Raw genomic sequence first — 25,440 nt, 5'->3', positions numbered from 1 at the left:
TTCAAGGGAACACTACTTCTTTACCATTTTCATCTTTCAGCGGGGGATTATTGCTTGGATTTGCATTATATTCCTCCAACGCTTTCTTGATCTTCGAGAGATAGAAATCGCGCAAGGCAGCCCCGTCACGGCTGTTTATGTAATGCAGAATAAAATCGTCATCCCATTTCTGACCTGTTACATTGATCATAAAACGATGTTTTACCTCAGACCAATTTCCCAAATAATAATTACAATAATAGCCTCTCCACCGGCGAGGTTTTTCAAGTTTATCCGAGATCGTGATCTTCTTCAAGGAAGCCACATCTGACATGATGCCGAAGTCTTCATTAGGCACAAGTTTTAGATGGAGTTTCCTTGCAGTCTTCTTTAATCCCTCATCTGAACGCCTCAGCAAGATCTTGAGCACATAACCACTGGCACCTGCAGGAATAACGAACTGGTTTCTTTCGGCATTTTGAATCTGGAAATGCTCACCTTCCTCGGCGGGGAATTCCATATCTACATAGGTGGAGTCTATCACCTTGTTAGCGTCTTGTGGGTCGTAGGTATACTTCCACTCCTTCCTTAGCTGCTCGAATCTCACAGTACGCGGATAATCTACCACTTCTCCCACTGTCCTCACATTGATATCTATCACATCCTCTACCTTATTTTCCGAGTAATAGGCAAAAGAATACACAACTTCTGCATCACCCGAGAACCGCACCATGTTGGATCCTTCATAATGCATCAGGTCGGCAGTACAACTCGTAAGGGCTATGGAAGCCACGAGCGCCCAAAATGAAAATCTTATTTTCATAGATTATCCTCTCTTTATTCATTATACTTGATTTCACTCTTCGGCAATGGAAGCATATAGACGCTATTAGTACCCGCCTTATCAGCCCACAAGATCGTTTCTTCTCCACGACGCTTATATTGGAAAAAGAGCTGTCCTTCACCATAGAATTCCTTGTTATACTCCAAAAGGACATAGGCATCCTTGGCTTCTGGAGATTCGACATTAGGCTCGTTGGACACATTCCTCGCTTTCGTCAATTCCTTTACCCATGGCTTATACTCGGCAGCATTGTCGCTACATTCTATGGCTATGAGATACATCTCGTAGAGCCTAAGTAGCGGAATTTGCTCAACGGAGTTTTTAGCGACCTCTGAGCCCTGCTTGTATTTCATCAACTTAAACCGTACGCTCGACGCCTCAGTAAACTGTTTCCACAAGGTATTGATACGTACATCGGTGATATCCGACGCAAAAAGCCTCTTTCGTATATACTCCTCCGGCATGTAGACACCCCCCGCACGATAGATGAATTGCTCGGTATTAGTCTCCAGGTCGAACTCATGCAGCGAGAAAAGGTGCTCCTTACTGGCCACATAGTCTTTATTTGTGCTGATATCCTCTGGGGTGCAAAGCGATTTCCAGTTGCCATTAATCACCTCCAGAGCATACTTCTTGGCCTGATCCTTATCCAAGATCCAAAGATAAAAACGAGCTTTCAGGGCCTTTACCGCCCAATAGTTCATGCGGTTCTGACGGAAAAGAGCATAGTCGTCTATTATCGGCTCTCCTAAATCTACTTCCTTTAATAAGGTCTCGGCATCATTCAGATCTTTGAGCAAGAATTCCGTATACTCTTTCCAAGTATTCACTTTCATCGGTTCCCTGGATACAACCTGAGCATAGGATAACATTTTCTTGTCTGTCTGTCTGCCTGGCACCGGCCCGTAAAGGCGGAGAAGATCAAGATGACAGAAAGCTCTCAAAGCCAACGCCTCACCTTTTATCATATTATAAGACTTGCCTCTCAGCACTCCATTATCCACAAACCTCAATAAGTTGTTGATACTCAAGATGGTGTTATAGAGATCCGCGTATACGCCATTGATCATCGTCTCTACATCTGCATCATCATATTCAAAGTTAGAAAGCTTACCCACAGCCTCGGAAGAATTTGTCACCCAATGCTGTGCCAGATATTCCATCATGCCCATAGAGAGGTTCTGGCCATACAAGGTCTTGCTTTTCAGCTGGATATAGACACCCGTAAGCGAGTTTTGGAATCCGGTGATAGTAGAGAACATCTCATTTTCCTCGGTATATTTTTCGGGTCTTACATCCAACCAGTCGCTACACGAAGAACAGAGCATCATACTCAAAAACAATATATAATATAAGGTATGTTTCATATTTTATATATTTAGAAGATTACGGACAAAGAAAAAGAATATCTGTGAGAGAATGGATAGGATGTTCCCCGCTCCTGCTTAATCGAAGACAAGCGGAACAGATTATCCGTGCTAAAAGCCAAAGATACATACTGTGCATGCAGATGCGCAATCCATTGCTTGGGCAGATCATACTTCAGCATAAGGCTTTGGCATTCAAGGGTGTACTCTCGTTGCACGAAACGGGACGACATCTGGGTTTGCCTCCGATCAAGGATATTCTTAAAAAAGGTATGGTCTCCCGGCTTTCTCCAGCGTTCTTCATAGACCCGGCGATCTACATTATAGTGCAAGTCGGCGTTCTCCACGCGGTTTACCAATGTGGAATTATAAATATCCCCACCGAGGCGATAACTGAAAGAAACATTCATACTCCAATTCTTATAGCTCAGCATGGAGTTGATATTGCCTCTGAACTTAGGGTCTTCCACGCCGCAGGCCACCCGATCGGATGCATTCCATATATAAGTGGCATTACCATCCTTGTCGCGATAGAGCTCCATACCGTTACTCGGATCTATGCCATAGGAAGGTACTACATAAATCGTGCGCAGCGAGCCACCCTCCCTATATAGGAAATTTGGATTTGAGCCGCCTCGTTTCTCAAGTTCTCTGTTAGCCTGCTTGAGGGCCTCCGAGATTTTCAGAATCTTATTGGTTTCATGTATCATGCTTGCCGAAAGCGACCAGTTCAGGTCATTCCTGCGGAAGATATTCGCTGTAAGCGAAAGTTCCATACCTTGATTACGCACCTTTCCGATATTGGCCGTATAGCTCGGAAATCCGTTTGCTAAAGGCAAATTCATCTCCGAGAGCAGGTTATCTGTTGTATTCCGATACAGGTCGACTACCATTCTCAGACGACTATCAAGTACATCCATCTCTATGCCGACATCAAACTTATCTGTACGCTGCCATTCCAAGTCCTCGTTGGCAAGGCCCATCAAGCGCGTGCCAAACCAGTATCTATACCTGTCTGCCGTGTAGAACTCGTAAGTACCCAATGCTTGATAAGGACTGAAATTCACCGCGCCCGTTACGGCATACGACCCGCGCAACTTGAGGCGATTAATCCATTTCACACCTTGCATGATTTTCTCCTTGTGGATATTCCATCCCAATCCTGCAGAATAGAACGGAGCAAAGCGTCTATTCTTTCCAAACTGCGACGCGCCATCCACACGATAGGCAAAATCGGCAAAATATCTGTTATCGTAGATATAGTTCACATTACCCGTGATACCTACTCTTCGGTCGAGTGCCTCATTGCCCGTAGGTTTGCCTTTATCCTCATACTGCAGCGCCATGGACAGCTGTTTGTAGTTGGATTGTGGAAATCCCTCCATCACAAAGGTGTACAACTCCGATGACGACTCCGCCACATTAAAGTTCAAACCTGCATAAAGACTATGCTTTTGGTTGAAAGTATGGGCATAATTTGCCGTTATGCTCAGGTCATAGTTCATTCCGTTTCCTGTAGAATACTGGTATTTGCCCTTCCTGAAAATCTGGTCTTCAGAGTAATCCTTGAAATCCGTGTGAGCCGCGGGCTTGAAAAGGTCGCGACTGTTGAACCTCTTCGCCAAGCTAAAGCGCGAGCGCAGCGTGAAATCCTCAAACGGGCGCCACTCCACATTGAAGTTATTAGAGATGGCGGTGCTCCTCTGCTTGTTCACCACATCGAGCGTAGCGTTATACAAGGGATTCTCCGGAGCAGGATTGAAGAATGTGTCATTTCGGTTCTCGAACTCCTTCAAGATGTTCCCATTGGCGTCTCTTTCCGTCCAATAAGGGTTGAGCTGCACATATTGGCTGAACGAGCCATAGGGCGATTCGTCGGCGGAAGAGTGGAGTATTTCCAAATTATTGCTAAATAGAAGCTTGTTCTGCTCATACATCAAATCGATATTGGCACTGAATGTATTGCGACCCGACCCTTTCATCACACCTTTCACATCGTTATACTGCATGGCTGCCGCATAACGAAAACCCTCAGATCCTCCACCTTCGAGGCGTAGGTTATGGCGATGGCCGACACCCGTGCGCAAAGGTTTAGATAACCAATAAGTGTCCACTCCTCGCTCCACATTCTCCAACATGGAGTTATAACGCTCCCTAAGTCTCATCTCCATATTGGCAAAGTTGCTCTTGTAGAGCCCTCCATCAAGCTCCAACTGAAGTTTCTCACGAGCATTCAGCACATCATATCCTGTCAGGTCTGGCACCTCCAACTGGAGTGCACCACGATAAGAAACCCTCAGCTTGCCTATCTCTGGTCGTTTAGACTGGATTACAATGACGCCGTTTGCACCCCGGGAGCCATAGATGGCCGTGGCAGAACCATCCTTCAGGATAGTTATAGACTCTATATCCTCGTCATTCATGTCCTGCATTCGGGAGAGGGAAATCTCAAAACCATCGAGTATTATGAGGGGAGTATTGATGTCGACCCTTGTCTCATTCTTTAGGTCCTCCACCGTCGGCAGGCTCGAAGTGCCACGAATCTGCACCGAAGCGAGATGGTTCGGGTCGCCCCCGAACTGGTTATTCTCCAGCACATTGAATGTGGGATCTATATTCTTGAGCGTAGATATCAGGCTTCTTCCCTTGAAAGACTTCAACTGCTTGCTGTCGATGGTAGAGACGGCTCCCGTGAAACTCTCCTTGTTTTTGCGGAAGATACCGGTTACTACCACATTGTCGAGCGCTTCCACGGCGGTCTTCAGGTAAGCGTTGACCAGCGGCGAGACCTTCAGGTGCTCATCCTGCATACCGATATAGGAAATGTCGAGATAGGAGCCCGACGACACATTGCGCAGGGTGAAGCAGCCCCCGGCGTCGGTGGTAGCCACGAGCCGCCCATCCAGCTTCACCGAAGCGCCCAGTACGGGAGTGCCGTCGTCCTGGAAGAGCACTTTTCCCTTCACCTCAGCCAACAGCCCCTCCGATTTTCCGACTACGATGTTGATGAAGTAGTCGTTAATGGTGTATCGCAGCGGATGCTGACCGATGATCTTGCGCAAAGCCTCGCCAATGGAGGCGTTGCTAAGCTTCACCGTGGTTCTAAACTTGCTCACCTCCTCATAATCGAAGATAAACTTATACCTGGAGAGCTTCTCTATCTTCTTGAAGACAGAAGGCAGCTGCTCGTTCTTGGCCTCTAAGGTAATCCTATCCCTATTTTCCTGCGCGGAAACCATTCCCGACACTCCCGCCAGGAAGTAAAGAAACAGACCTAAAAACCATACCCGCTTGTTTGGCATCATAATCTAAAAAATGTTTTTCGGTTTAAAGTATATGAAGTATACGAATACTGAAGTTATATGGTTACCCTGCTGCGAAAAAAAATCCACACCCCATTTGTTTTTGTGAAATAATAAAGGGAGAATGTATTGGGGTAACCCCTTTCTCATCCACCTCAAGCAAGCGTCTTGGCCAAAAACGGGCTCCTGTCTTCCCATCGACGGTAAGCGGCCTGACAACATCGCCGAGATTGTAAAGTAAAATAAGTGTTTCTACATGATAAAATGATGGTTTTCTATTTATAATACCTATCTTCCTCTCTCTTAAGCACCGCCTGCAGAAAAATCTATTTACACTGGTCCACCACCAGCTTTCCGTTCTCGTAGCTCACTTTCACTTTTTCCATTCGATTAAGCAACCCCATCGTATAGGACAAAGTCTTACGCCTATCGCCCACAAAATGAAGATGGGATTGGGGTACTTGACGCATACGGAATTCCACATCCACATTATACCACCGCCCGATTTCTTTCATGATCTCTTCTAACGAGCAACCATCAAAATAGAAATAACCGTCTTTCCAATAGCGATATTGATCCACATCCACACTCTCTACATGCATGCTTCCGTCGTCCGACACTTCGACACGCTGTCCGGGAACAAGCCTAATGGATTGCCCTGACGAGGCTTTGCGTACCTCCACCGAACCTTCAAGCAACGCCACTTGAGCGTTCTCGCCCTGATAGACCCTCATATTGAACTCCGTTCCCAGAACTCTGACCCCCATGTCATGGGTCATTACCGTGAATGGGCGTCGCGTGTCTCTGGATACCTTGAAGTAAGCCTCGCCCTCCAAATAGACCGTGCGCTCGCCCCCCTCGAACCTTTCGGGATAGGTAAGCCGGCTATCGGCATTGAGGTGGACTTCCGTACCATCAGACAATACAAGCCTGAAGGTCTCACCATAAGGCACTACCATACGATGCGTGGCAATTACGCCAGTCCGCATGAGGTCCGATAGGCTCACGGAGGGGACATAGACGATTTCGTGCGAAGTCATTCGGAAAATGGACCCGGGCATGCCGGCATCCTTTTTGCCCGGGCTCACCTCGCGCTTCTCAGAGGGGATCTGCAGGGAGGCATATCTCTGCGGCTGCTTCTCTGCCTTGAATACGAGCAGTGGCTCAACCTCCTTCCGCAGAACCTCATTCTGCCTCGAGTGCAACAAGAACAGGAAAACAACCGAAGCGGCAACGACCGTCGCTGCCACCAAGGCCACCCGCAGGCTCTTGCGATGGCGGTGTCTCCGATGGAACAGAGCCAGTTCCTCGCCCGCGTCGGGTATGCTTGCCCCTGTATCGCTCACCTCCATCAAGAGACGGCAAACGGCAAGACCCTCTTCATCCTCCAGCAATTGCCGGAGTTGCTCGCTGGAAACGGCGGCCGGATTCTCAGCACCGTCCAAGGCTTTCTGTTCCGATTGGCTAATATTATCCTCGCACATTATTATCTAAATTACGGATTACGCCTCCTTTTGGTTACCTCGTCCCTACCTCTTTTCGCAAAATGCGCAGAGCCTTCACGATATTCTTATGCACGGCGGAGACGCTCACTCCCAGCTCTTCGGCCACCTCCTTATATTTCTTGCGATGGATGTAGCACTGCTCTAAAATATGGCGATTATAAGGCGTAAGCTTTTTCATGCTCTCACGCACACATGCCACACGCAGCTCTATTTCCGGCAGCTCTTCTTCCCTGAAATATGTGTCGTTAACCTCCGTGATGTATTTAATATAGTTTTTATGCGTGCTCCGTCGGCGCAAATAGTCGATGCATTTGGATTTCACGGTGGTCAAGAGGTATGCCTTGGCTCTATTCTTATCAATTTTCTCATAGTTTTTCCATAGGAACTCAAAAGTCTCGCTGACTATATCCTTGCATGCCTCTTCATCTCTTACATAATGGAATGCAAAGTAAAAGAATGATGGATACCACTCCTGAAATATCCTGTCAAATTCTTTGCCGTCCCTCATGGTTTGTTTATGATGTCTTTATATTATTAAAAGCGATATTCTTTCATTCATTGTAGTTCCGTGAAAAGCACTTCCACCAATGTCTGACCCACTGCTTTCAAGGTTGCCTTGTCGATGTGTTCCATATCGTCGGAAAGGGTATGCCATGTGGGGCCGAAACTGCTCTGCCGGCAGTCGGGATAATAGGGGATGATGTCTATGGTGGGTATCTTTGCCACTTCGTTCATGGGAATGTGGTCGTCGGTAATGGCTCCTCCCGTAGCCTTGGGGAAGTAACTGCCATACCCTGCCCTGCGAGCGGCTTTCCACACTTTCTTGACAATCTGTCCCGCAAACTGCTGCGACATTGCCTCCTGATAGAATTTTGCCCCTTGCCCGCCTACCATATCAAGCAAAATGCCATAACGGGCCTCGTAGCCTTCGGGTAGATGGGCGGCGAAATACTGGGCACCCAAGGCCCAGCTGTCGGCCTTGTCCTCTACATCAGCCCACCGGGGGGTGCCCCAGTCCTCGGCATCAAAACACACAAAGTCGACTCCAAGGTCGAGAGCCACAGTATTGTGAGCCCCCGACGCAACCTCCTGCAGCATCCGCGCCACCTCTATCATCACGCCCACGCCACTGGCTCCGTCGTTCGCCGCAATGATGGGCTTGCGCCAATTGGCGGGGTCAGGATCATTGTCTGCCCAAGGGCGGGTATCGTAATGGGCGCAGAGGAGTATTCTCGTAGTGAGCTCCGGGCGATATTGTGCCATGATATTGCAGGCATGCAGCACCGTGCCATCATAGCCTTTCAGGTCGGCCTTCTGCGTGGTTACCTTACATCCATACTGCTCGAATTTCCTTATAATCCATTCGGTGCAGGTGCCGTGAGCATAAGTATTCATCGGACGGGGGCCGAAGTCGCACTGCGCCTTGGTAAAGGCATAGGCTGAATCGGCATTGAACTCCAAGCCTATCCGAGCCGTCCCTTCCTCTTCCTCCTCGCTCCAAGCGGTAGCACCATCCCCGCTCCAGTCTTTTTTGAAATCACTCCATCCATAAACGACAATGCCGATAACGGCAGCAGCTACACATCCCAGAATTATCTTCATTCGTTTTGTCATCTTTATTTTCGCATATTTTATTTTACTGACTGTACCTGACGCATGACCCTGAGCCAGTTGCCACCCCAAACCTTGGCTATGTCTTCCTCGCTGAATTTTCGTCGCAGCAACTGGAGGGTGAAGTTAATCATCTCCGAGGAGTCGGCCATTCCTCTCACCCCCCCGTCTCCGTCGAAGTCGGTACCAAGACCCACATGATCTATGCCCATCACCTGAATGGCGTGCTCCAGATGCTGCATGACATCCAGGATGCTGGCCTCGCTATCCTTGCGAAGAAACCCATGATAGAGCGTAACATGCGCCACACCTCCCTTTCGGGCAAGGGCACGCAACTGATCGTCGGTAAGATTGCGGGGCACATCGCACAAAGCCTTGCAGTTGCTATGGCTGCAGACGATAGGCATCGTACTAATCTCGAGGGCGTCATAGAAGCTTTTCTCGCCTCCATGGCTAAGGTCTACCATCACGCCCAACCGGTTCATCTCGTGGATTACCTGTTCGCCGAACTCGCTCACGCCGTTATGCGTATGACTGCCGCGTGCCGAGTCGCAGATAGCATTGTCGCCGTTATGGCACAGAGTGATATATACGATGCCGCGCTCGGCAAAGTGCCGGATATTGGCAAGGTCGTTCTCGATGGCCAAACCGTTCTCAATGCCCAACATGATTGACTTCTTTCCTGCTCTTTTGTGCGCATAGAGTTCTTCCGGTGTGCAAGCCTGGGCTATATAGGGAGCATTCTCCCCCAATATGGTTCCTATCTTGTCGAAGATGAGGTCGGCGTAGGCTCTCGGCCCCTCCACCTCAAACGGCGCAATCTCGCAGAAACTCCTGCCCTCCTTAGGCTGCTCCAGGTAGGCGACCATGGTAACGGCATCCTGCCTTCCCTCCGTCATTTTGTGGAGGTCGACAAGGATGCGGGAATCACGAGTGGCAAAGCGGATGCCTTGCGGGAAGAACATCGGGGTGTCGCAATGGGTATCTAATGTAAGGATCTTATCGTGCAGAGCCTTGGCACGGGCAAACTCCCCGGCACGGCCGACGAGCCATTGGAAGAGTTTCAGCCCCTCTTCCTCCAGCCATTCCGGATGCCACTGCACCCCCATGATCGGTTTATATTCCACGCCCTCGATGGCCTCCACGATTCCGTCTTCTGAGAGAGCGGTAACGCGGAAACGGTTGCCCGGCTCGCCAACTGCCTGGTGATGGAAGGTGTTTACATAGATTTCCTCCTCGCCATATATATTATATAAGGTGGAATCGGGGATTATCTTTATCCTGTGGGTAGGCAATGAGCGGTCGGCATCCTGTGAATGCTTAATCCTCGCATCGATGTCTTGGATTACCGTTCCTCCCAAGGCCATGGACAAAGTCTGGATGCCGCGGCAGATGCCCAGCATCGGAATCTGCCGGTTATAGGCCAGCCGGGTAATCAAAAGCTCTGGAAGGTCGCGTTCCGCATTGATGGCATGAAGCCCTCTCTGCGGCTCCTCGCCTGCCCATAGGGGGTTATAGTCTCCGCCGCCCGTCAGCAGCAGCCCATCGATAAGCTCCAAGGTGTTGACGATGACCTCCTTGTCAGCGACAGGCGGAATCAGCATCGGCATACCTCCTGCTGCCACAACCTGTTTATAATAGCGGTCACGCAGGGTGGCATCGCCGTCCACATAGTTGGCCGTTATCCCTATAACGGGTCGTCGGCGAGCCTCGGGAAAGGTTGCATAGACCTCTTCCAGATGTGCTTCTAAACTGAATTTGTTCATTTCTCCGTATCGAAAACTTCTCTACTAAGCCTCAAACACCGGTCTTGACCGCTATCTCCCGCTTGATGCTCTGCTCAAGGGAGATGAGCGTTTCCGTGGAAACTACGCCTGGAATTGTCTGCAACTGATTGTTCAGCAAGTCCATCAGCTGCTCATTGTCGCGGGAATAAAGCTTTATCAGCATGGTATAAGGGCCGGTGGTGAAATGGCACTCCACGACCTCCGGGATGTTCACGAGGCGCTGCACCACTTCCTTATACATGCTGCCACGCTCCAGATTCAGCCCTACATAAGTACAGGTGGTATACCCCAGGGCCTTCGGATTCACATCAAAGCCGCTGCCCGTGATGACACCGTTCTCAACCAGATGCTGCACCCTCTGATGGATGGCGGCGCGCGAAACGCCGCATTCCGCTGCTACATCCTTAAAAGGAATACGGGCATTACCAGCCAGTATACTCAATATTTTTTTGTCAAGCTTATCAATTTTCTCCATCGCTCTGTTTAAGTTTAGTTACTATGACGATGGCAAAAATAGATAAATTAAATGATATGGACAAACAAAATGCACGAATTCTTTATAAAATCCGTGCATCGTGTCAATATCTATATAAATTCTACTGCTTTGCCTTGGCGACTTCTACAGCTTCCAGCTCCACCGTGAAAATCAGGGTGGAATAGGGATTGATGTTACCAGCCTGACGACTCCCATAAGCCAACTCCTGTGGAATATACAGTTCCCACTTACTGCCTACGGGCATCATGCAGAGGGCTTCGGTCCATCCCTTGATAACCTGACTTACCCCGAAGGTGCTCGTCTGGGGGTTGCGCTTGTAGCTGCTGTCGAACACCGTACCGTCAATCATCCTTCCCTCATACTTCACGGTAACCTTGTCGTCCTTGGTGGGAATGGGACCATTGCCTGCGCGAAGCACCTTATACTGGAGTCCGCTGGCGGTGGTCTTCACCCCAGCCTTCACCTTGTTCTCGGCAAGCCACCTCGTATTTTTCTCTATATAATCTTTTTGGGAAGCCTCACGAGCCGTTTTCAGACGGTCATCGAAAAACTTGCGGGCTGCCTCCATCGTATAGACAGACGAGTCATTGGTCAGCTCAGAGAGGAATCCTGCATTGAAGAGATCGATGGTGATGCTGTCGCCGGTACCCTCAAACTGCTTCTGTGTGCCTGGAAGGATGCGCTCCATGGCCATCTTCGCAATCTGCACCCCGGCATTGTGAGCCGTGAAATGAGGGTCGGCACCCTGCTCCATTGCCTCCTTGAAGCCGTCTATCACATCGGCCATATAGGCCGTGTCTACCTGATACTGCTGCTGCAGATATTCCATCAGGCCGAGCGTAGAGGCCTTTCCGGCGGCATAACTGATGGAGTCTGACGATGTAGCGAGCCTCACCTGCTGCTGCGCAACGGGCTCTCCCTTCTTTTTCTTAGGCTTTCCGGCCGTCGCCGTTCCTATATTCAAAGAAGCACCCGCCATTACGACGAGTGCCATGATGATCATCCGTTTCATTGATTCTTACGAATTCAGTCGGTTATTTCTTGTTGACCCTGCCAACCTTGACAAGCTCTATCTTGAAAATCAAGGCAGAGAAAGGCTTGATCTGGCCGCTCTCGCGCTCGCCGTAAGCAAGGTTCTGAGGGATATATACTTCCCATACAGAGCCTTCCGGCATGTGGACGAGGGCCTCTGTCCAGCCCTTGATAACCTGATTTGCACGAAGCTCCACAGGCTCATTGCGCTTGTAGGTGCTGTCAAACACCTTGCCGTCGAGCGTTTTGCCTTCATAGTTTACCGTTACCAAAGAGGTGTCCTTAGGCATAGCGCCCGTTCCCTCCTTGATGACTTTATACTGAACACCTGAAGGGAGCACCTTCACGCCATCCTTCTTCTTGTTCATGGCCATGAACTTCTCGCCTTCTTCCTTGTTGGCGCCATACTGCTTAAGCATGTTCTTGGTCTTGAGGGCGGCCATCTTAGCCTGGGCTATCTGCTGTGCGTCCATCATGCTGTAGAGACCTTTCTGACCCGTTGTGCCTGTAATGAAACCAGCCAGAAGGTTCTTCATGGAGATGGTCTTCGTGCTATCCTCGCCGAAGATCTCATGGTTGATGCCCTTCACCATCTGGTTTGCCACCTGCTGACCAATCTGGATACCGGCATAGTAGGCAGCCTTACCCTTGTCATCGCCGGCTGCCGCACCGTCGTTCAGACCCTTGATGAACTGGTCCATATAAGTGGTGTCAATGCCCATACGGCCTACGAGGTAATCCTTCAGGCCCTGAGACTGTACCATCCCCATGGTATAGCTCAAAGTATCTACATCGGTCTTCAAGCTTGCCTTTGGGGTTGAATTACCGCAACCGGTAAATGTTGCGGTCGCAATAGCCAGAACGGCTACAATTGTCAACTTTTTCATTTTCTGTTTATTGTTTTTGTTTGATTCTTGATTCTTTGTTTTCCGGCAATGCTCCGCGGGCCATCGCCAGCCACGGACATGCCTTCGTCTATCTTCCTTGAGTCTCTCTCCTCCGCTTCCGAGCCGACTACAGCACCTCTATCAATTCCACATCGAACACGAGGGCGGAATAAGGGGGTATCTGCTGGCCGGCTCCCTGCTCACCGTATCCCAACTGATAGGGGATGAAGAAGCGGTACTTGGCACCTTCCTGCATCAGCTGCACGCCCTCGGTCCATCCCTTGATAACCTGATTGAGACCGAACACGGCTGGCTCGCCACGCTGCACGCTGCTGTCGAAGAGAGTGCCGTCTATGAGCATTCCCTCGTAGTGGCAACGCACTTGGTCGGCAGCCTTCGGCTTCTTGCCGTTCCCTTCCTTCAGCACTTGGTATTGTAATCCGCTGGGTAGAGTAACCACGCCCTCCTTCTTACGGTTCTCCGCAAGGTAGCTCTCGCCCTGCTCACGGTTGGCCTCGAAGCGCTTGGCCGCGGCTGCGCGCTGCTGCTTCTCCTGCTCCTGAAAAAAAGTCTGTACCAATGTCTGCGCTTCCTGATCGCCAATCTCCGGTTTCTTGCCGGCGATCATGTCCTTGATGGCCTGGGCGAAATCATCGATGTCCAGCTTCTGGGCACCCATATCAAGCAACTGCCTGCCAATGCCAAGGCCTAAAGCGTAACTTACTTTGTCCATTTCTGAAGATGTTTCTATGCTTTACAAATAATATGCAAAGGTAATACTTTTATCCGACTACCCATACACAAATGGGAAAAAAATAAGTTTTTTAAGAATTATTGCCTATCTTTGCACAAGAAACCTAACTACTGGAATCATGAAGAAAATCGTATTTCTGACAGGTGCCGGCATGTCGGTGGAGAGCGGATTCAAGACTTTCCGCGGCAACGATGGGCTCTGGGAGGACTTTCCCGTGGAGCAAGTGGCATCGCATGAGGGATGGGAAGCCGACCCAACTCTGGTAACCAACTTCTATAACATGCTGCGCAAGAAGCTCTGGGCGGCACAACCCAACGAGGGGCACAGGCTCATCAGCCAGCTGGAAGCCGACTTCGAGGTAACGGTCGTAACGCAGAATGTGGACAACCTGCACGAGAAGGCCGGCTCCACAAAGGTTATCCATCTGCACGGGGAGCTCGCCAAGGTGTGCTCCAGCCGCGACCCCTATAATCCGAAATACATACGGGAGCTCGGCCCCGACGACTCCGACATCGCCGCGGGCAGCAAGGCCGGCGACGGTTCGCTGCTCCGCCCGTTCATCGTCTTCTTCGGCGAGAGCGTGCCGATGATAGAACCTGCAGCCTTGGAGGCCGGGAAAGCCGATGTCTTCGTCATCATCGGAACCTCGCTCAATGTGTATCCCGCCGCCGGACTGGTGAGATATGTACGGCCCGGCTGCCCCATATTCCTCATCGACCCCGACGATGTGGGCAGCGGAGGCTATCGCGACATCACGCACATTAAGAGAGGGGCCAGCGAAGGCATGAGAGAGCTTTGCGGCATTCTCAAGGAGATGAAGTAGCTTCCCTGCCGGAGCGACAGGTGTCCAAGAATCCCCATGGGTGCCTTCTCGCAGCGGGCTCCCACCCTTTTTTCTGCCCGCAAGACCCTCTCGCAGGAAGCAGAGATCATCTCCGGAAACATAGCAGGCGACCCCCGCCTTTCACAAAAGCAATAATCGGTCTGACAAAATCGGCGAGATTGAACGACAAAATCGGCGAAATCGTAGTACGAAATCGCCGATTTTGTCAGACTATTTGCCGCTGACGGCCACACCGACAGCCATAAATGGCCTGCTCAAAACCCGCTGACCACCAGAGAAAAGGTTGCTGCCGGCACGACCGTCAGGTGTATTCCTTGGCCTCACGCTCGCCCCGCAGCACGGCAAGGGCATTATGGGCGAGGGCCGAAAGCTCGTCCTCGCCGGGATAGCAATAGGTGGGAGCGAGGAACCCGATGCGCTGCCGCAGTCTGGAAACGACATATTCCTCTCGAGCCATGCCGCCCGTGAGCAGGATGGCATCTATCTTCCCGTATAGCACAGCGGCCTCGGCACAGATACATTTGGCGGTGTGATAGATCATGGCATCCACGATGAGCTCGGCATGCTTGTCGCCTCCGGCGATGCGGCGCTCTATTTCCTTCATGTCGTTAGTGCCCAGATGGGCGATGAGTCCGGCCTGTCCGGAGATGCGCTTCAGAAGTTCCTGCTCCGTGTATTTTCCACTATAGCAGAGGCGCACGAGGTCGGCAGCAGGAAGCGAGCCTGCCCTTTCAGGAGAGAAAGGCCCTTCGCCGTCGAGCGCGTTATTGGCATCCACGGCCCGTCCATGGTCGTGGGCGGCGATGGAGATGCCTCCCCCGAGATGACAGATGATGAGATTCAAGTCTTCGTAGCGGCGGCCTATCTCGTTGGCGAACCTCCGCGCGATGGCCCGCTGGTTCAGGGCGTGCCAGATGCAGATGCGGTTCATGAGCGGAGAGCCCGATATCCGCGCCAGAGGCGACAGTTCGTCAACCACGCCGGGGTCGGCAATGAAGGCCTTGCAGTTGGGGATATTCCGAGCTATGTCGTAGGCTATGATGCAGCCGAGGTCGCAGACATGCTTGTGCACGGCGTGCCGGGTGTCGTCAAGCATTTTGTCGTTGATGGTGTAGACGCCGCCGGCAACGGGCTTGGCAAGTCCTCCCCTGCCGATAACGGCATCGAAAGTGAAAGGAATCTCCAAGCGCTTGAGCTCATTGATGACGAGGTCTCGACGGAACTCATACTGATCGGTGGCTTCCTTGAAGTGGCTCAGTTCCTCGACGGAGTGGCGTATCGTGCGGAGCATCACCGGCTTCACATCCTCATAGACGGCAATTTTGGTGGAAGTGGAACCTGGATTTATAACGAGTATATACATGGTCTTGTGAGATAAAGGTTAAATTTTCGGAGCGTCAGCCCTCATGGCTGCCAGCGCAATACTATAGAATTTGGCATCCGGACAGTCGGCCCGCGAGGGCATGACCACCGGCACCAGGGTTCCCTGAAGCATACAGGCCACCGAAGAACGGGCAAAGAGCGTGATGGCTTTATGGAACAAATTTGCTGCCTCGATGTCGGGGAATACGAGGCCATCGGCCTCTCCCCCGATGGGCGAGGAGAGTTCCTTGACGGCCAGGCTCTCGTGCGAACAGGAGGTTTTCAGGTCAAGGGGCCCGTCGACGAGACATTCCCCGAACTCGCCCTGTTCGGCTTCCCGGATGATATCGGCATATCCCGCCGTGAAGGGAAAGTGCCTGCCGTCTACTTTCTCACTGCAGTGGATGAGCGAGATTCTCGGTCTCCCGATGCCGAAAGCCCGGCAAAGCGCGGCCAGATACCGCACCTGTTCAACCCGTTGCTCCTGAGTGGGATAAGGAATGACGGCAGCGTCGGTATAGAAGAGCAGCTTGGGGTAGTCGGGAATGCTGGCGCACCCGACATGGGTGAGCACACGCCCCGGCTCCAAGAGCCCCTCTTCCTTATCCAAAATGGCACGGAGCAGAATATCCGAGTTGATGAGTCCCTTCATCAGAATGTCCGCTCCGCCCTCGCGAATAAGGCCAATGGCCTTGCGGGCAGCCTCCAGCGGATCGGCCTCCTCAAAAAACACGGGGTCTACGAAACCAACTTCCGCGGCTTTCTCCACCGCTTTCCGAGTGGACTTATCCCGTGGACAGACTACGGCAATACGCTTCCTTACCCCTCGTGCGGAGAGGTTTCCTATAAGTTGCTCAAAGTTTTTAATGTCTTTCATTTTGCCAAATCGCTGGTAAGAACTAACTTTTGTGTCCGGCTCCCTTTATGAGCCGTGTAGTATTTGGTGCAAATATAAGAAAAAAAACAATATCTCTTGGTTTTCTTCGGAAAAAAAAATACCTTTGCACAAAAATCAAATCAACCTGCACATGAAGAAAACTCTCACCATTCTCTTTAGCTTCTTGCTGGCATCCTGGGGCACTCAAGCCAAGGACTTCAACCTTTCCTCGCCCGACGGAAGACTCAAGGCTACCGTAAAAGTAGCACAAACCATGAGCTACACACTCACCTACGACGGGCAAGTCATCCTGCAACCCTCGCAGGTTTCGCTCAAGATAGCAGACAGGGCAACATGGGGCGTGAACTCTAAATTCAAGAGGGGCAAGGTCTCGCAGCACAAAGGCGCCATCCGACCGCTCTTCTATAAGAAGAATGTCATCAGCGACAACTATCGTCAACTGTCGCTGGAGTTCGGGGAATTCAACCTCGTCTTCCGCGCTTACGACGAGGGACTGGCCTACCGGTTCGTGTCGACGAGACAAAAGGAATTCAATGTGGAGGACGAACTTGCCGAGTTCAATTTCGCCAAAGACTTTGGAACATGGACTCCCTATGTGCGCGACAACAAGTCGCTAAAGGACATGTTGCATAACTCTTTTGAGAATTGCTACGATGAAATCAGCATTTCGCAGTTCGACAAAAAGCGGTTAGCATTCCTCCCGCTCATCGTGAAAGCCGACAACGGGGTAAGGCTTATCATCGCCGAATCGGATGTGGAAGACTATCCCTGCATGTTCCTGAAGAGCGGCAACCAGCCAACAGGTTTCAAATCGTTATTTGCTCCCTACCCAAAAGAGGTGAGGCAGGGCGGCCATAATCAGCTCGAGCAGTTCGTAACAAAAGCCGAGAACTACATTGCGAAATCAAAGGGCATGCGCACTTTTCCATGGCGAATCATCGGCGTTTCGGACAATGACGGGGATATCCTGAACAACGACATGGTCTATCGACTGGCATCGCCCTCCCGACTCACCGATACCTCTTGGATCAAGCCTGGCAAAGTGGCCTGGGAATGGTGGAACCACTGGGGGCTCTACAAAGTGGACTTCAAGGCCGGCATCAACACCCGGACCTATAAGTATTACATAGACTTCGCCGCGCGACAGGGAATAGAATATGTCATCCTCGACGAGGGATGGGCCGTCAACAAAAAAGCCGATCTTTTCCAGATTCTCCCGGAAATAGACCTTCCGGAAATCGTCCGTTACGCCAACGGCAAAGGAGTGGGCATCATTCTGTGGGCCGGCTACAAGGCTTTCGACCGAGATATGGAAAAGGCTTGCAAGTATTTCTCGGAGATGGGAGTGAAGGGTTTCAAGATAGACTTTATGAATCGCAACGACGCGGAGTGCGTGGACTTCCACTACAGGGCGGCTCAGCTGGCGGCTAAATACCACCTCCTCTGCGATTTCCATGGCACTTTCGCCCCCACGGGACTCAACCGCACCTACCCGAATGTCATCAACTTTGAGGGCGTGAACGGTCAGGAGCAGAACAAATGGGCCACGATAAAGGAATATAACCAGGTTCAGTATGATGTAACCGTGCCTTTTGCTCGCATGTTCGCGGGGCAAATGGACTATACGCAGGGAGCCATGATCAACGCGACCAGGCAGACCTATGCCCCCAATAACTATCGTCCGATGAGCCAGGGAACCCGTTGCCACCAGCTTGCAGAATATGTGGTGTTCTTCTCGCCGCTGAATATGCTTTGCGACAGCCCTACCCACTACGAGGAGAATCCTGAGTGCACGGAGTTCATCGCGCGGATACCGGTGATATGGGACGAGACCATTCCACTGAAGAGCGAGATCGGGGAGTATGTCGCAGTGGCACGAAGAAGCGGCCAGAAATGGTATGTCGGAGCCATCACCAACTGGACACCGCGCGACTTGACGCTCGATCTCGGTCCGCTGAAAGTAGCCGGAAAGACAGCCACCGTTTATGAGGACGGTCCCAATGCCTACATTTTCGCCGAAGACTGGGCGAAGAGAGAAGTCCTGATTCCAGCCGACGGGAAGCTTCAGGTGCACCTTGCTCCAGGCGGTGGAGTGGCTATAAAGATTTAGAAAAACATCTATGAAACAGTCCCCTGTTATCGTTGATGAAAATAGGGGCTTGTTTTCGGCAACATAAAAAAACAGGACTCTCAAAAGTCCTTGCTGCTGTTAAAAAAACAAAATGAATAGGGGATTTCGTTTTTTTGAAGTTATAGTAACAAATAAGGGTAAAGTCCCGCAGGATATAAACAATAGGAAAAGAAGGAAACAGTATACAATGACAAATATAGAATCCGGCAAGGAATTCGTTTATCAGATCTACGAATCATGCCTACGCCATAAGGAAAGCCAAGCTTTTTGCGTAGATGACACTTTTTATACCTATGAACAACTGGCAGCCCGAGTAGCTGCTATCCGTAGCGTTATCTGCAAGGAACCAGAAAAAAACATAGGCCTTGTAGCCAATGACGACATCGACACCTACGCTTCCATTCTCGCCTTGTGGATGGAAGGGAAGTGCTATGTGCCGCTCCACCCCCTTCAACCCCTGGCAAGATGCGTCGATATTATTGAGCAAGTAGGCATTACCGTCATTCTCGACTCAAGCAAAAACACCCGCTACGATCATCAGAAAGTGATTCATACGGCCTCTTTGCCAGAAACGGGAGCTCTCGCCCCACCCACGGGAAACCTTGACAAAGAGGCCTTGGCCTACATCCTCTTCACTTCGGGAAGCACGGGAAGACCCAAGGGGGTCCCCATCTCTTTCGGAAACTTGAAAGCTTTCATACATTCTTTTCATACCCTCGGCTTCCAGTTAGGCGAAGACGACCGATGCCTCCAGATGTTCGACCTCACTTTCGACCTCTCTGTGGGCAGTTATCTCCTGCCCCTCCTTCACGGAAGCTGTCTGTATACGGTGAAACCAGGAAAAGTGAAATGGCAGGAGGCATTTCGCCTGCTGGATGAGTATCAGCTCACTTCCGTACTCATGGTACCCTCCGTCATCCATTATCTCGTCCCCTATCTTGACGAACTCGAAGCCTCCCAGCTACGCTATTCGCTCTTCTGCGGCGAGGCTCTTGACGCCAAGGAGACCGCCCTGTGGCAGCAAGCCGTGCCCAATGCAGAGGTCTGGAATGTTTACGGGCCTACCGAAGACACCATCTACTGCACAGCCTATCGCGTACCTCAGACGGGAATAAAGGAATGTAATGGCATCGTTAGTATCGGAAAACCGATGCAGGAAGTACATACGCTCATCGTTACTCCTGGCTTGAAAGAGACCCCCAAAGGCGAGAAAGGAGAACTTTGCCTTGCAGGGCGACAGCTTACGCCCGGCTATTGGAACAACGACGCCAAGAACGAAGAGGCCTTCTTCCGATACAACGGGGAACAATGGTATCTCACGGGAGACATCTGCGCCCAGGACGAAGACGGCGACCTCCTCTATTATGGACGCAAGGACTCACAGGTGAAGATACAAGGCTACCGCATAGAACTCTGTGAGATAGAATATGTGGCGCGCCGTTTCTATAAAGACAAGGTGGCCGTGGTAGCCGTTCCCGTCAAGGATGCATACGACAATACGGTGATAGCCCTTGCCGTAGAAACGGAAGACGACACCAGCAACGACCAGCTCATTAACATGCTCAAGCAGTATCTGCCCTCCTACATGGTACCCTCCTCCGTGATGTGCATGCCGCAATTCCCCCAGAACGCAAACAACAAAATAGACAGGAAAACCATCAAACAACTCATAGAACAATAACGAGAAATGGAAAAAGAAGAGATTTTGAAAAAACTCAACGGCATCTTCCAAACCGTACTTAGCCATCAGGATCTGAAACTTGAGTATACAACCTCGGCCGACGATGTAGACGGTTGGGACTCCCTGGCCCACATGACGATTATCAGCGAGATAGAAAAACGATACGACATTCACTTCAAACTTCGGGACATCATCAAGCTGCACAGCATCGGCGACTTATGCGACATCATCCTGAAAAAGGTCGAAAGCAAGTAAGTCCGCAACATCATGGAATTCATCTCAATCCCGTTTGTGGCATGCATGGTGCTCACTTTCGTGTTTTATTATGCCCGCACATCCCGTCGCTGGCAACACATCGTGTTGCTCGCGGCCAGTTGTGTCTTTATAGGGTATTATCACCCTGTCTATTTCCTCACGGCGGCAGCGATAACGATATTTACCTTCATTGCCGGCCAATGGATTCACCGCTGGATTAATACCTCCCGGGCCACGCTGCTCCTATGGGCAAGCATCGCGGCCCTCGTAGGCTTCTGGCTCGCGGCAAGATACTGGTTCAGCCTCTTTCCGCTCGGCATTTCCTTCTACACCTTTCAGGCTTTAGCTTACCTCATAGAGGTTTATTGGGAAGAAGATCCTGAAGAGGATTTCTGGGATTTCTCGCTCTACATGATGCTGTTCGTGAAATTCCTCTCTGGTCCTATCGAACGCTCCTTCGATCTGTTGCCACAACTGAAGTCGGCAAAGGAATTCGACTATCGGGCCGTAACCCGCGGACTGAAGCTCGTGGCATGGGGGATATTCCTCAAGCTCGTCATCGCCGACCGCATCTCGCCATCGCTCGATCTCGTACTCGACCATGTGCGCAGTTCCTCCGGCATGCAGCTCCTGGTGGCCATGCTGCTATATCCCTTACAGCTATATGCCGATTTCGCAGGCTATACCTGTATGGCACTGGGATTAGGCCGGATGTTGGGATTCAACCTGAAGCCCAACTTCGACCGCCCGTTTACCGCCCTGTCTACCGGCGAATTGTGGCGGCGGTGGCACATGACGCTCTCTTTTTGGATGCGCGATTATGTATTTACCCCGCTCAACGCTTCCCTCCGCCATTGGGGAAAGGCAGGAGTCTGCCTCGCCCTGCTGGCCACTTTCGTTACCATCGGCGTATGGCACGGAGCAGGATGGACATTCGCCCTCTATGGATTGTTCCAAGGCGTAGCGGTTATCTATGAAACCTTATTCTCCCGCCAGCGGGAATGGGTTCGGCAAAAAATAAGCTCCAAGGTATGGACGGGGCTCATGATGGCACGCACCTACCTGCTCTTCGCCCTCTCACTACTGTTTTTCCGTGTGAAGGAAGTGGGCGATGTGTTTTATACCTACGCTCATTTGTTCGACGGCCTGCAGTCTTCGGTCAAGGAATTGCGGCTGGGAATGAGCGACCGCGACTGGATTTCCTTCGGCGCAGCCGTGCTGCTCATGTTCCTCTTTGAGTTTTTCCATGCCCGTGGCGACCTTTTCGCGCGCAGCGAGAAATTGCCTCCTGCGCTTCGATGGACTACCTATATAGGCATGATAATGATTATCTTCCTTTTCGGAGCTTTCGGAGTAGAGAACTTTATCTACATTCAATTCTAAACGCAAGCCGATGAAACTCATACCTCTTCATAGATTTTATCTGAAAAGCCTGTTGCTGGCATCTCCATTCCTGCTGATTCTGGGCATCTATGTGGTCGACGACCCTTTCATGGTTTTACGCAAATATACCGACTACGACCACAGTCGTGTGTGCCTGAGCGAAGGTGCTACGGCATGGACCAAATACAAGATGCTGCGCTCCGAGCGGCATTACGACTCTTTCATTATGGGCAACTCATGCACCCGAAGTTTCCTTTGCTCCGACTGGAAACAATATATTCAGGGCAGTCCCTTCCGCTTCTTCTCCAATGCGGAGGGCCTCGGAGACATCTGCGTGAAGCTGGAAGCCCTCGGGAAGCAGCCGGCCCAGCCGGTGGCCAACCTTCTCATCGTAGCCGACCTCAGCACCCTGGAAAACTATACGCCGCGCGGAGGCCTCATGCACATCATGCCCCCCGATGTTACGGGCAAGAGCTGGATAAACTATCAATCAGCGTTCCTGCAGGGATTCCTCACTCCGAAATTTCTCATTCCCTATCTGAAATATCAGCTTACGGGCACTTTCGAAAAGTCGATGCAAGGTGTCATAGCGGAAGGGCCTGCCTCGCACGAACTCTACACCAATGACTATGTACCCTTCCTGGAAGACAGCATCCGCCACGAAGGCGAACGCTTCTGGCAGAGCAGGATAGAGCTGCGGAAGCTGGCGACCATCAGCCCCAGCACGGCTCCCCGCGTAATTCACCGCCCACACATGGAAAAACTGAAGGAGGTGGCCGACTTCTGCCGGCGCCGCCACACTCACCTGAAGTTCGTACTCATACCGAACATTGAGCGACAACGGATCAATCCGCACGATATCAAGCGGCTGAAGCAGGTGCTGGGAGCGCGGAATGTCTACGACTTTAGTGCCGACAGCACCCTATCCGACTACCATAACTTCTACGACTGGGCGCACTTCAGGGTAAAGGTAGGCCGATATATCATGAAAGAAATCTACAAGCCATAAAGTCTTTTGTCGTCTCCGGCAAAGTAAAACCGTCTGTTTTCTCCTTCCATCTCGGCGATTTCGTTTAACAAAATCACCGAGATGGATAAACGAACGAGTACCTCCCACAAAAATCAAAAACACAAAAAAATACCAGAAAAGCTTTGAACATTCGAAAAAATTCCTATATTTGCAGAAGATAGGTAGGGCCCAGTCATGCAAGAACCCTCTCTCCTGAGACTCTGCACTGCCGTCTACACGATGAGACAACTCTATTTTTAACTAAACGAATGACGCCTATGGGAAGCTTTTTTGAGAACATATTGGACAGCGACATCACAGGTCCTGTCCGTGAACGAGCCAAGACGAAGCTCAAAGATGGGAAAATTGGACAAACCCTTAGCAAGTTCGGCATCGATATCAAAAGTGCTGATCTTGGCCAGATGGCTAAGAGTGTGATTAGCGTAATCGGGCTTGCGGGTAAGTCGGTGAAAGGTAAAGACGACGAAGTCGAGGAAGAAGAGAGTGTCGAAGAGACTGCTGCAGAAGGAGGAATAACAGAAACCGAGGAGGAATGAGCTATGGAGAAAATCATACAAGTAGTAAAGCTGATGGCCAAGACGGGCTTGTTCTTTGCCAGCGTCGACGGCATCTACCAGGAACGGGAACAGCAATACATCAACGACTATGTATCGGGGATTGAGCAAATCGGCGACATCACGCCGGAACTGAAGGGAGAAATCTACGAGACGCTGGACCGGAAATTCACGCTTAACGAGATTATCTCCGATACCCGCAACCTGCTCGACGGATTCCATGAAGTGGAGCGCTTATCGATTCTCAAAGGCATTAGGAGCTTCATTACCAAAGTGATGAATGCCGACGGACATACACATCCGTTGGAACATGAGAACTACAAGCTCTGGAAACTGGCCTTTGGCCTGCAATAGAGCCTCACTTCCCTGCCCCGAGATCTCGCCCCGAGGCAGGGAGAAACACCCCTACCATGAAATATTCACTTTATTAATACCTTTATAATTTCAAAAACACTTATGATTAACAGATTTATTTTGAACGAAGTTTCTTACTTCGGACCGGGTGCTCGCAAGGAGCTGCCGGGAGTAGTGGCACGGCTTGGATACAAGAAGGCACTGGTCGTTACCGATAAGGGACTGATGAAATTCGGCGTGGCCAAGCAGGTAACCGATGTGCTCGACGAGGCCCATATCCCCTACGAAATCTACGACGAGGTGAAGCCGAACCCGACCGTTACCAATGTGAAGGACGGCGTGAAAGCCCTGAAGAACGCTCAGGCCGACTTCATCGTGGCCCTCGGAGGCGGCAGCTCTATGGATACTGCCAAGGGCATCGGCATCGTGAGCAACAACCCGGAGTTCGCGGATGTAGTAAGCCTGGAGGGCGTGGCCAACACCAAGAAGAAGACCGTGCCCATCATTGCGTTGCCCACCACTGCGGGAACCGCCGCCGAGACCACGATAAACTATGTGATCATCGACGAGAGCAAGCAGAAGAAGATGGTGTGCGTAGACCCTAATGACATTCCCGCCGTGGCCATCGTGGACGCAGAGCTGATGTATTCGCTGCCCAAGAACCTTACCGCCGCCACGGGTATGGACGCCATGACACACGCCATCGAGGGACTCATCACCAAGGCGGCGTGGGAATTGAGCGACATGTTTGAAATCAAAGCCATCGAGATGATACACCGATACCTGCCCATCGCGGTAGACGAGCCCACCAATCCTATCGGCCGCGACGGCATGGCCGTGGCCCAGTATGTGGCGGGAATGGCCTTCTCGAATGTCGGCCTTGGCGTCGACCACGGCATGGCACATCCGATGAGCGCGCTCCACGACATTCCTCACGGTGTGGCCTGCGCCATCCTGTTGCCCACCGTCATGCGGTTCAATGCCCCCGCGGCGCTCGACAAATATGTGGAAATAGCCAAGGCCGTGGGTGTCTACAAGGAAGGAATGAGCAAAGAGGAAGCTGCCGAGGCAGCCTGCAATGAAATAGAGGCTCTCAGCCGCAGGGTAGGAATCCCGCAGCACCTGTCAGACCTGGGCATCTACGAGAAAGATATCGACGCACTTGCCGAACAAGCCATTGCCGATGTATGCACGCCCGGTAACCCGCGCGAAGTAACCCGCGACGACATCGTGCAGCTGTATCGCCAAATCCTCTAAACAACCCGGAGGATACCAATTCGTTTTCAGGCTTAACAAACGAGGTATCTTCCGGGGCAATTACCAGCCGTTTGTAATGACATTACTACTTGTGAGTAACAGCATTACAAACGGCTGGTAACATTAT

The 25,440-nt window shown here is 51.1% G+C and carries 22 protein-coding genes; 9 read left to right on the top strand and 13 right to left on the bottom strand.

What is annotated here, in order from left to right; genetic code table 11:
• Window position 1 precedes the first annotated feature (1 nt).
• From C7120_RS04180 to C7120_RS04125, 11 genes are all read right to left on the bottom strand, one after another.
• Complete coding sequence (locus C7120_RS04180; RefSeq protein WP_107620474.1) at window positions 2–802, bottom strand: DUF4843 domain-containing protein; 801 nt, start codon at window positions 800–802, stop codon at window positions 2–4.
• A 14-nt stretch (window positions 803–816) separates the two neighbouring features.
• Window positions 817–2,190, bottom strand: a complete 1,374-nt coding sequence (locus C7120_RS04175; protein ID WP_107620473.1) for a RagB/SusD family nutrient uptake outer membrane protein — start codon at window positions 2,188–2,190, stop codon at window positions 817–819.
• Window positions 2,191–2,201: 11 nt separating this feature from the next.
• Window positions 2,202–5,495: a SusC/RagA family TonB-linked outer membrane protein gene (locus C7120_RS04170; protein WP_233247016.1), complete on the bottom strand. Its 3,294-nt coding sequence runs from the start codon at window positions 5,493–5,495 to the stop codon at window positions 2,202–2,204.
• 323 nt (window positions 5,496–5,818) lie between these two features.
• Entirely contained in the window at window positions 5,819–6,976 is a 1,158-nt protein-coding gene (locus C7120_RS04160; RefSeq protein ID WP_107620471.1) for a FecR family protein, read from the bottom strand.
• 34 nt (window positions 6,977–7,010) lie between these two features.
• Entirely contained in the window at window positions 7,011–7,505 is a 495-nt protein-coding gene (locus C7120_RS04155; protein WP_107620470.1) for a sigma-70 family RNA polymerase sigma factor, read from the bottom strand.
• A 47-nt stretch (window positions 7,506–7,552) separates the two neighbouring features.
• Window positions 7,553–8,611 carry a M28 family peptidase gene (locus C7120_RS04150; RefSeq protein ID WP_107620469.1) on the bottom strand — a complete coding sequence of 353 codons (1,059 nt, stop codon included), beginning with the start codon at window positions 8,609–8,611 and terminating at the stop codon, window positions 7,553–7,555.
• Between the two features lie 17 nt (window positions 8,612–8,628).
• Window positions 8,629–10,374 carry a membrane dipeptidase gene (locus C7120_RS04145; RefSeq protein WP_107620468.1) on the bottom strand — a complete coding sequence of 582 codons (1,746 nt, stop codon included), beginning with the start codon at window positions 10,372–10,374 and terminating at the stop codon, window positions 8,629–8,631.
• Window positions 10,375–10,405: 31 nt separating this feature from the next.
• Window positions 10,406–10,870 (bottom strand): Lrp/AsnC family transcriptional regulator, encoded by a 465-nt coding sequence (locus tag C7120_RS04140; protein WP_107620467.1) that lies wholly within the window; start codon window positions 10,868–10,870, stop codon window positions 10,406–10,408.
• Window positions 10,871–10,991: 121 nt separating this feature from the next.
• Window positions 10,992–11,903 carry an FKBP-type peptidyl-prolyl cis-trans isomerase gene (locus tag C7120_RS04135; RefSeq protein ID WP_107620466.1) on the bottom strand — a complete coding sequence of 304 codons (912 nt, stop codon included), beginning with the start codon at window positions 11,901–11,903 and terminating at the stop codon, window positions 10,992–10,994.
• Between the two features lie 22 nt (window positions 11,904–11,925).
• The gene (locus C7120_RS04130) at window positions 11,926–12,810 is read right to left on the bottom strand and encodes an FKBP-type peptidyl-prolyl cis-trans isomerase (RefSeq protein WP_107620465.1); all 885 of its coding nucleotides are present in this window, start codon (window positions 12,808–12,810) and stop codon (window positions 11,926–11,928) included.
• Window positions 12,811–12,937: 127 nt separating this feature from the next.
• The gene (locus tag C7120_RS04125; RefSeq protein WP_107620464.1) at window positions 12,938–13,543 is read right to left on the bottom strand and encodes an FKBP-type peptidyl-prolyl cis-trans isomerase; all 606 of its coding nucleotides are present in this window, start codon (window positions 13,541–13,543) and stop codon (window positions 12,938–12,940) included.
• A 139-nt stretch (window positions 13,544–13,682) separates the two neighbouring features.
• Between C7120_RS04125 and C7120_RS04120 the strand changes: the two genes are divergently transcribed.
• Window positions 13,683–14,387: an NAD-dependent deacylase gene (locus C7120_RS04120; RefSeq protein WP_107620463.1), complete on the top strand. Its 705-nt coding sequence runs from the start codon at window positions 13,683–13,685 to the stop codon at window positions 14,385–14,387.
• 322 nt (window positions 14,388–14,709) lie between these two features.
• Here the strand turns inward: C7120_RS04120 and buk are convergent, their stop codons facing one another.
• Window positions 14,710–15,771 (bottom strand): butyrate kinase, encoded by a 1,062-nt coding sequence (buk, locus tag C7120_RS04115; RefSeq protein ID WP_107620462.1) that lies wholly within the window; start codon window positions 15,769–15,771, stop codon window positions 14,710–14,712.
• Window positions 15,772–15,789: 18 nt separating this feature from the next.
• Entirely contained in the window at window positions 15,790–16,647 is an 858-nt protein-coding gene (locus C7120_RS04110; protein WP_107620461.1) for a phosphate acyltransferase, read from the bottom strand.
• Between the two features lie 151 nt (window positions 16,648–16,798).
• Here C7120_RS04110 and C7120_RS04105 point away from each other — a divergent pair, with 151 nt between their 5' ends.
• The 8 genes from C7120_RS04105 (at window position 16,799) to fucO (ending at window position 25,313) form a co-directional block, all read left to right on the top strand.
• Entirely contained in the window at window positions 16,799–18,778 is a 1,980-nt protein-coding gene (locus C7120_RS04105; RefSeq protein WP_107620460.1) for a glycoside hydrolase family 97 protein, read from the top strand.
• A 208-nt stretch (window positions 18,779–18,986) separates the two neighbouring features.
• A complete protein-coding gene (locus C7120_RS04100) occupies window positions 18,987–20,480 on the top strand; it encodes an AMP-binding protein (RefSeq protein ID WP_107621382.1) in 1,494 nt (497 codons plus the stop codon).
• A 6-nt stretch (window positions 20,481–20,486) separates the two neighbouring features.
• A complete protein-coding gene (locus tag C7120_RS04095) occupies window positions 20,487–20,735 on the top strand; it encodes an acyl carrier protein (RefSeq protein ID WP_107620459.1) in 249 nt (82 codons plus the stop codon).
• 12 nt (window positions 20,736–20,747) lie between these two features.
• Window positions 20,748–22,118, top strand: a complete 1,371-nt coding sequence (locus C7120_RS04090) for an MBOAT family protein (RefSeq protein WP_107620458.1) — start codon at window positions 20,748–20,750, stop codon at window positions 22,116–22,118.
• A 10-nt stretch (window positions 22,119–22,128) separates the two neighbouring features.
• Window positions 22,129–23,127 carry a hypothetical protein gene (locus tag C7120_RS04085; protein WP_107620457.1) on the top strand — a complete coding sequence of 333 codons (999 nt, stop codon included), beginning with the start codon at window positions 22,129–22,131 and terminating at the stop codon, window positions 23,125–23,127.
• Window positions 23,128–23,405: 278 nt separating this feature from the next.
• Window positions 23,406–23,684, top strand: a complete 279-nt coding sequence (locus C7120_RS04080) for a hypothetical protein (RefSeq protein WP_107620456.1) — start codon at window positions 23,406–23,408, stop codon at window positions 23,682–23,684.
• Window positions 23,685–23,687: 3 nt separating this feature from the next.
• Entirely contained in the window at window positions 23,688–24,056 is a 369-nt protein-coding gene (locus C7120_RS04075; protein WP_146154193.1) for a TerB family tellurite resistance protein, read from the top strand.
• A 102-nt stretch (window positions 24,057–24,158) separates the two neighbouring features.
• On the top strand, window positions 24,159–25,313 hold the full coding sequence (fucO, locus tag C7120_RS04070) for a lactaldehyde reductase (protein WP_107620454.1): 1,155 nt from the start codon (window positions 24,159–24,161) through the stop codon (window positions 25,311–25,313).
• Window positions 25,314–25,440: the final 127 nt, after the last annotated feature.

The sequence above is a fragment of the Prevotella sp. oral taxon 376 genome, from assembly GCF_003043945.1.
GTDB lineage: Bacteria > Bacteroidota > Bacteroidia > Bacteroidales > Bacteroidaceae > Prevotella.
Note: the sequence above shows the minus strand (reverse complement) of the source record. Positions and strands in the feature narration are given on the sequence as shown.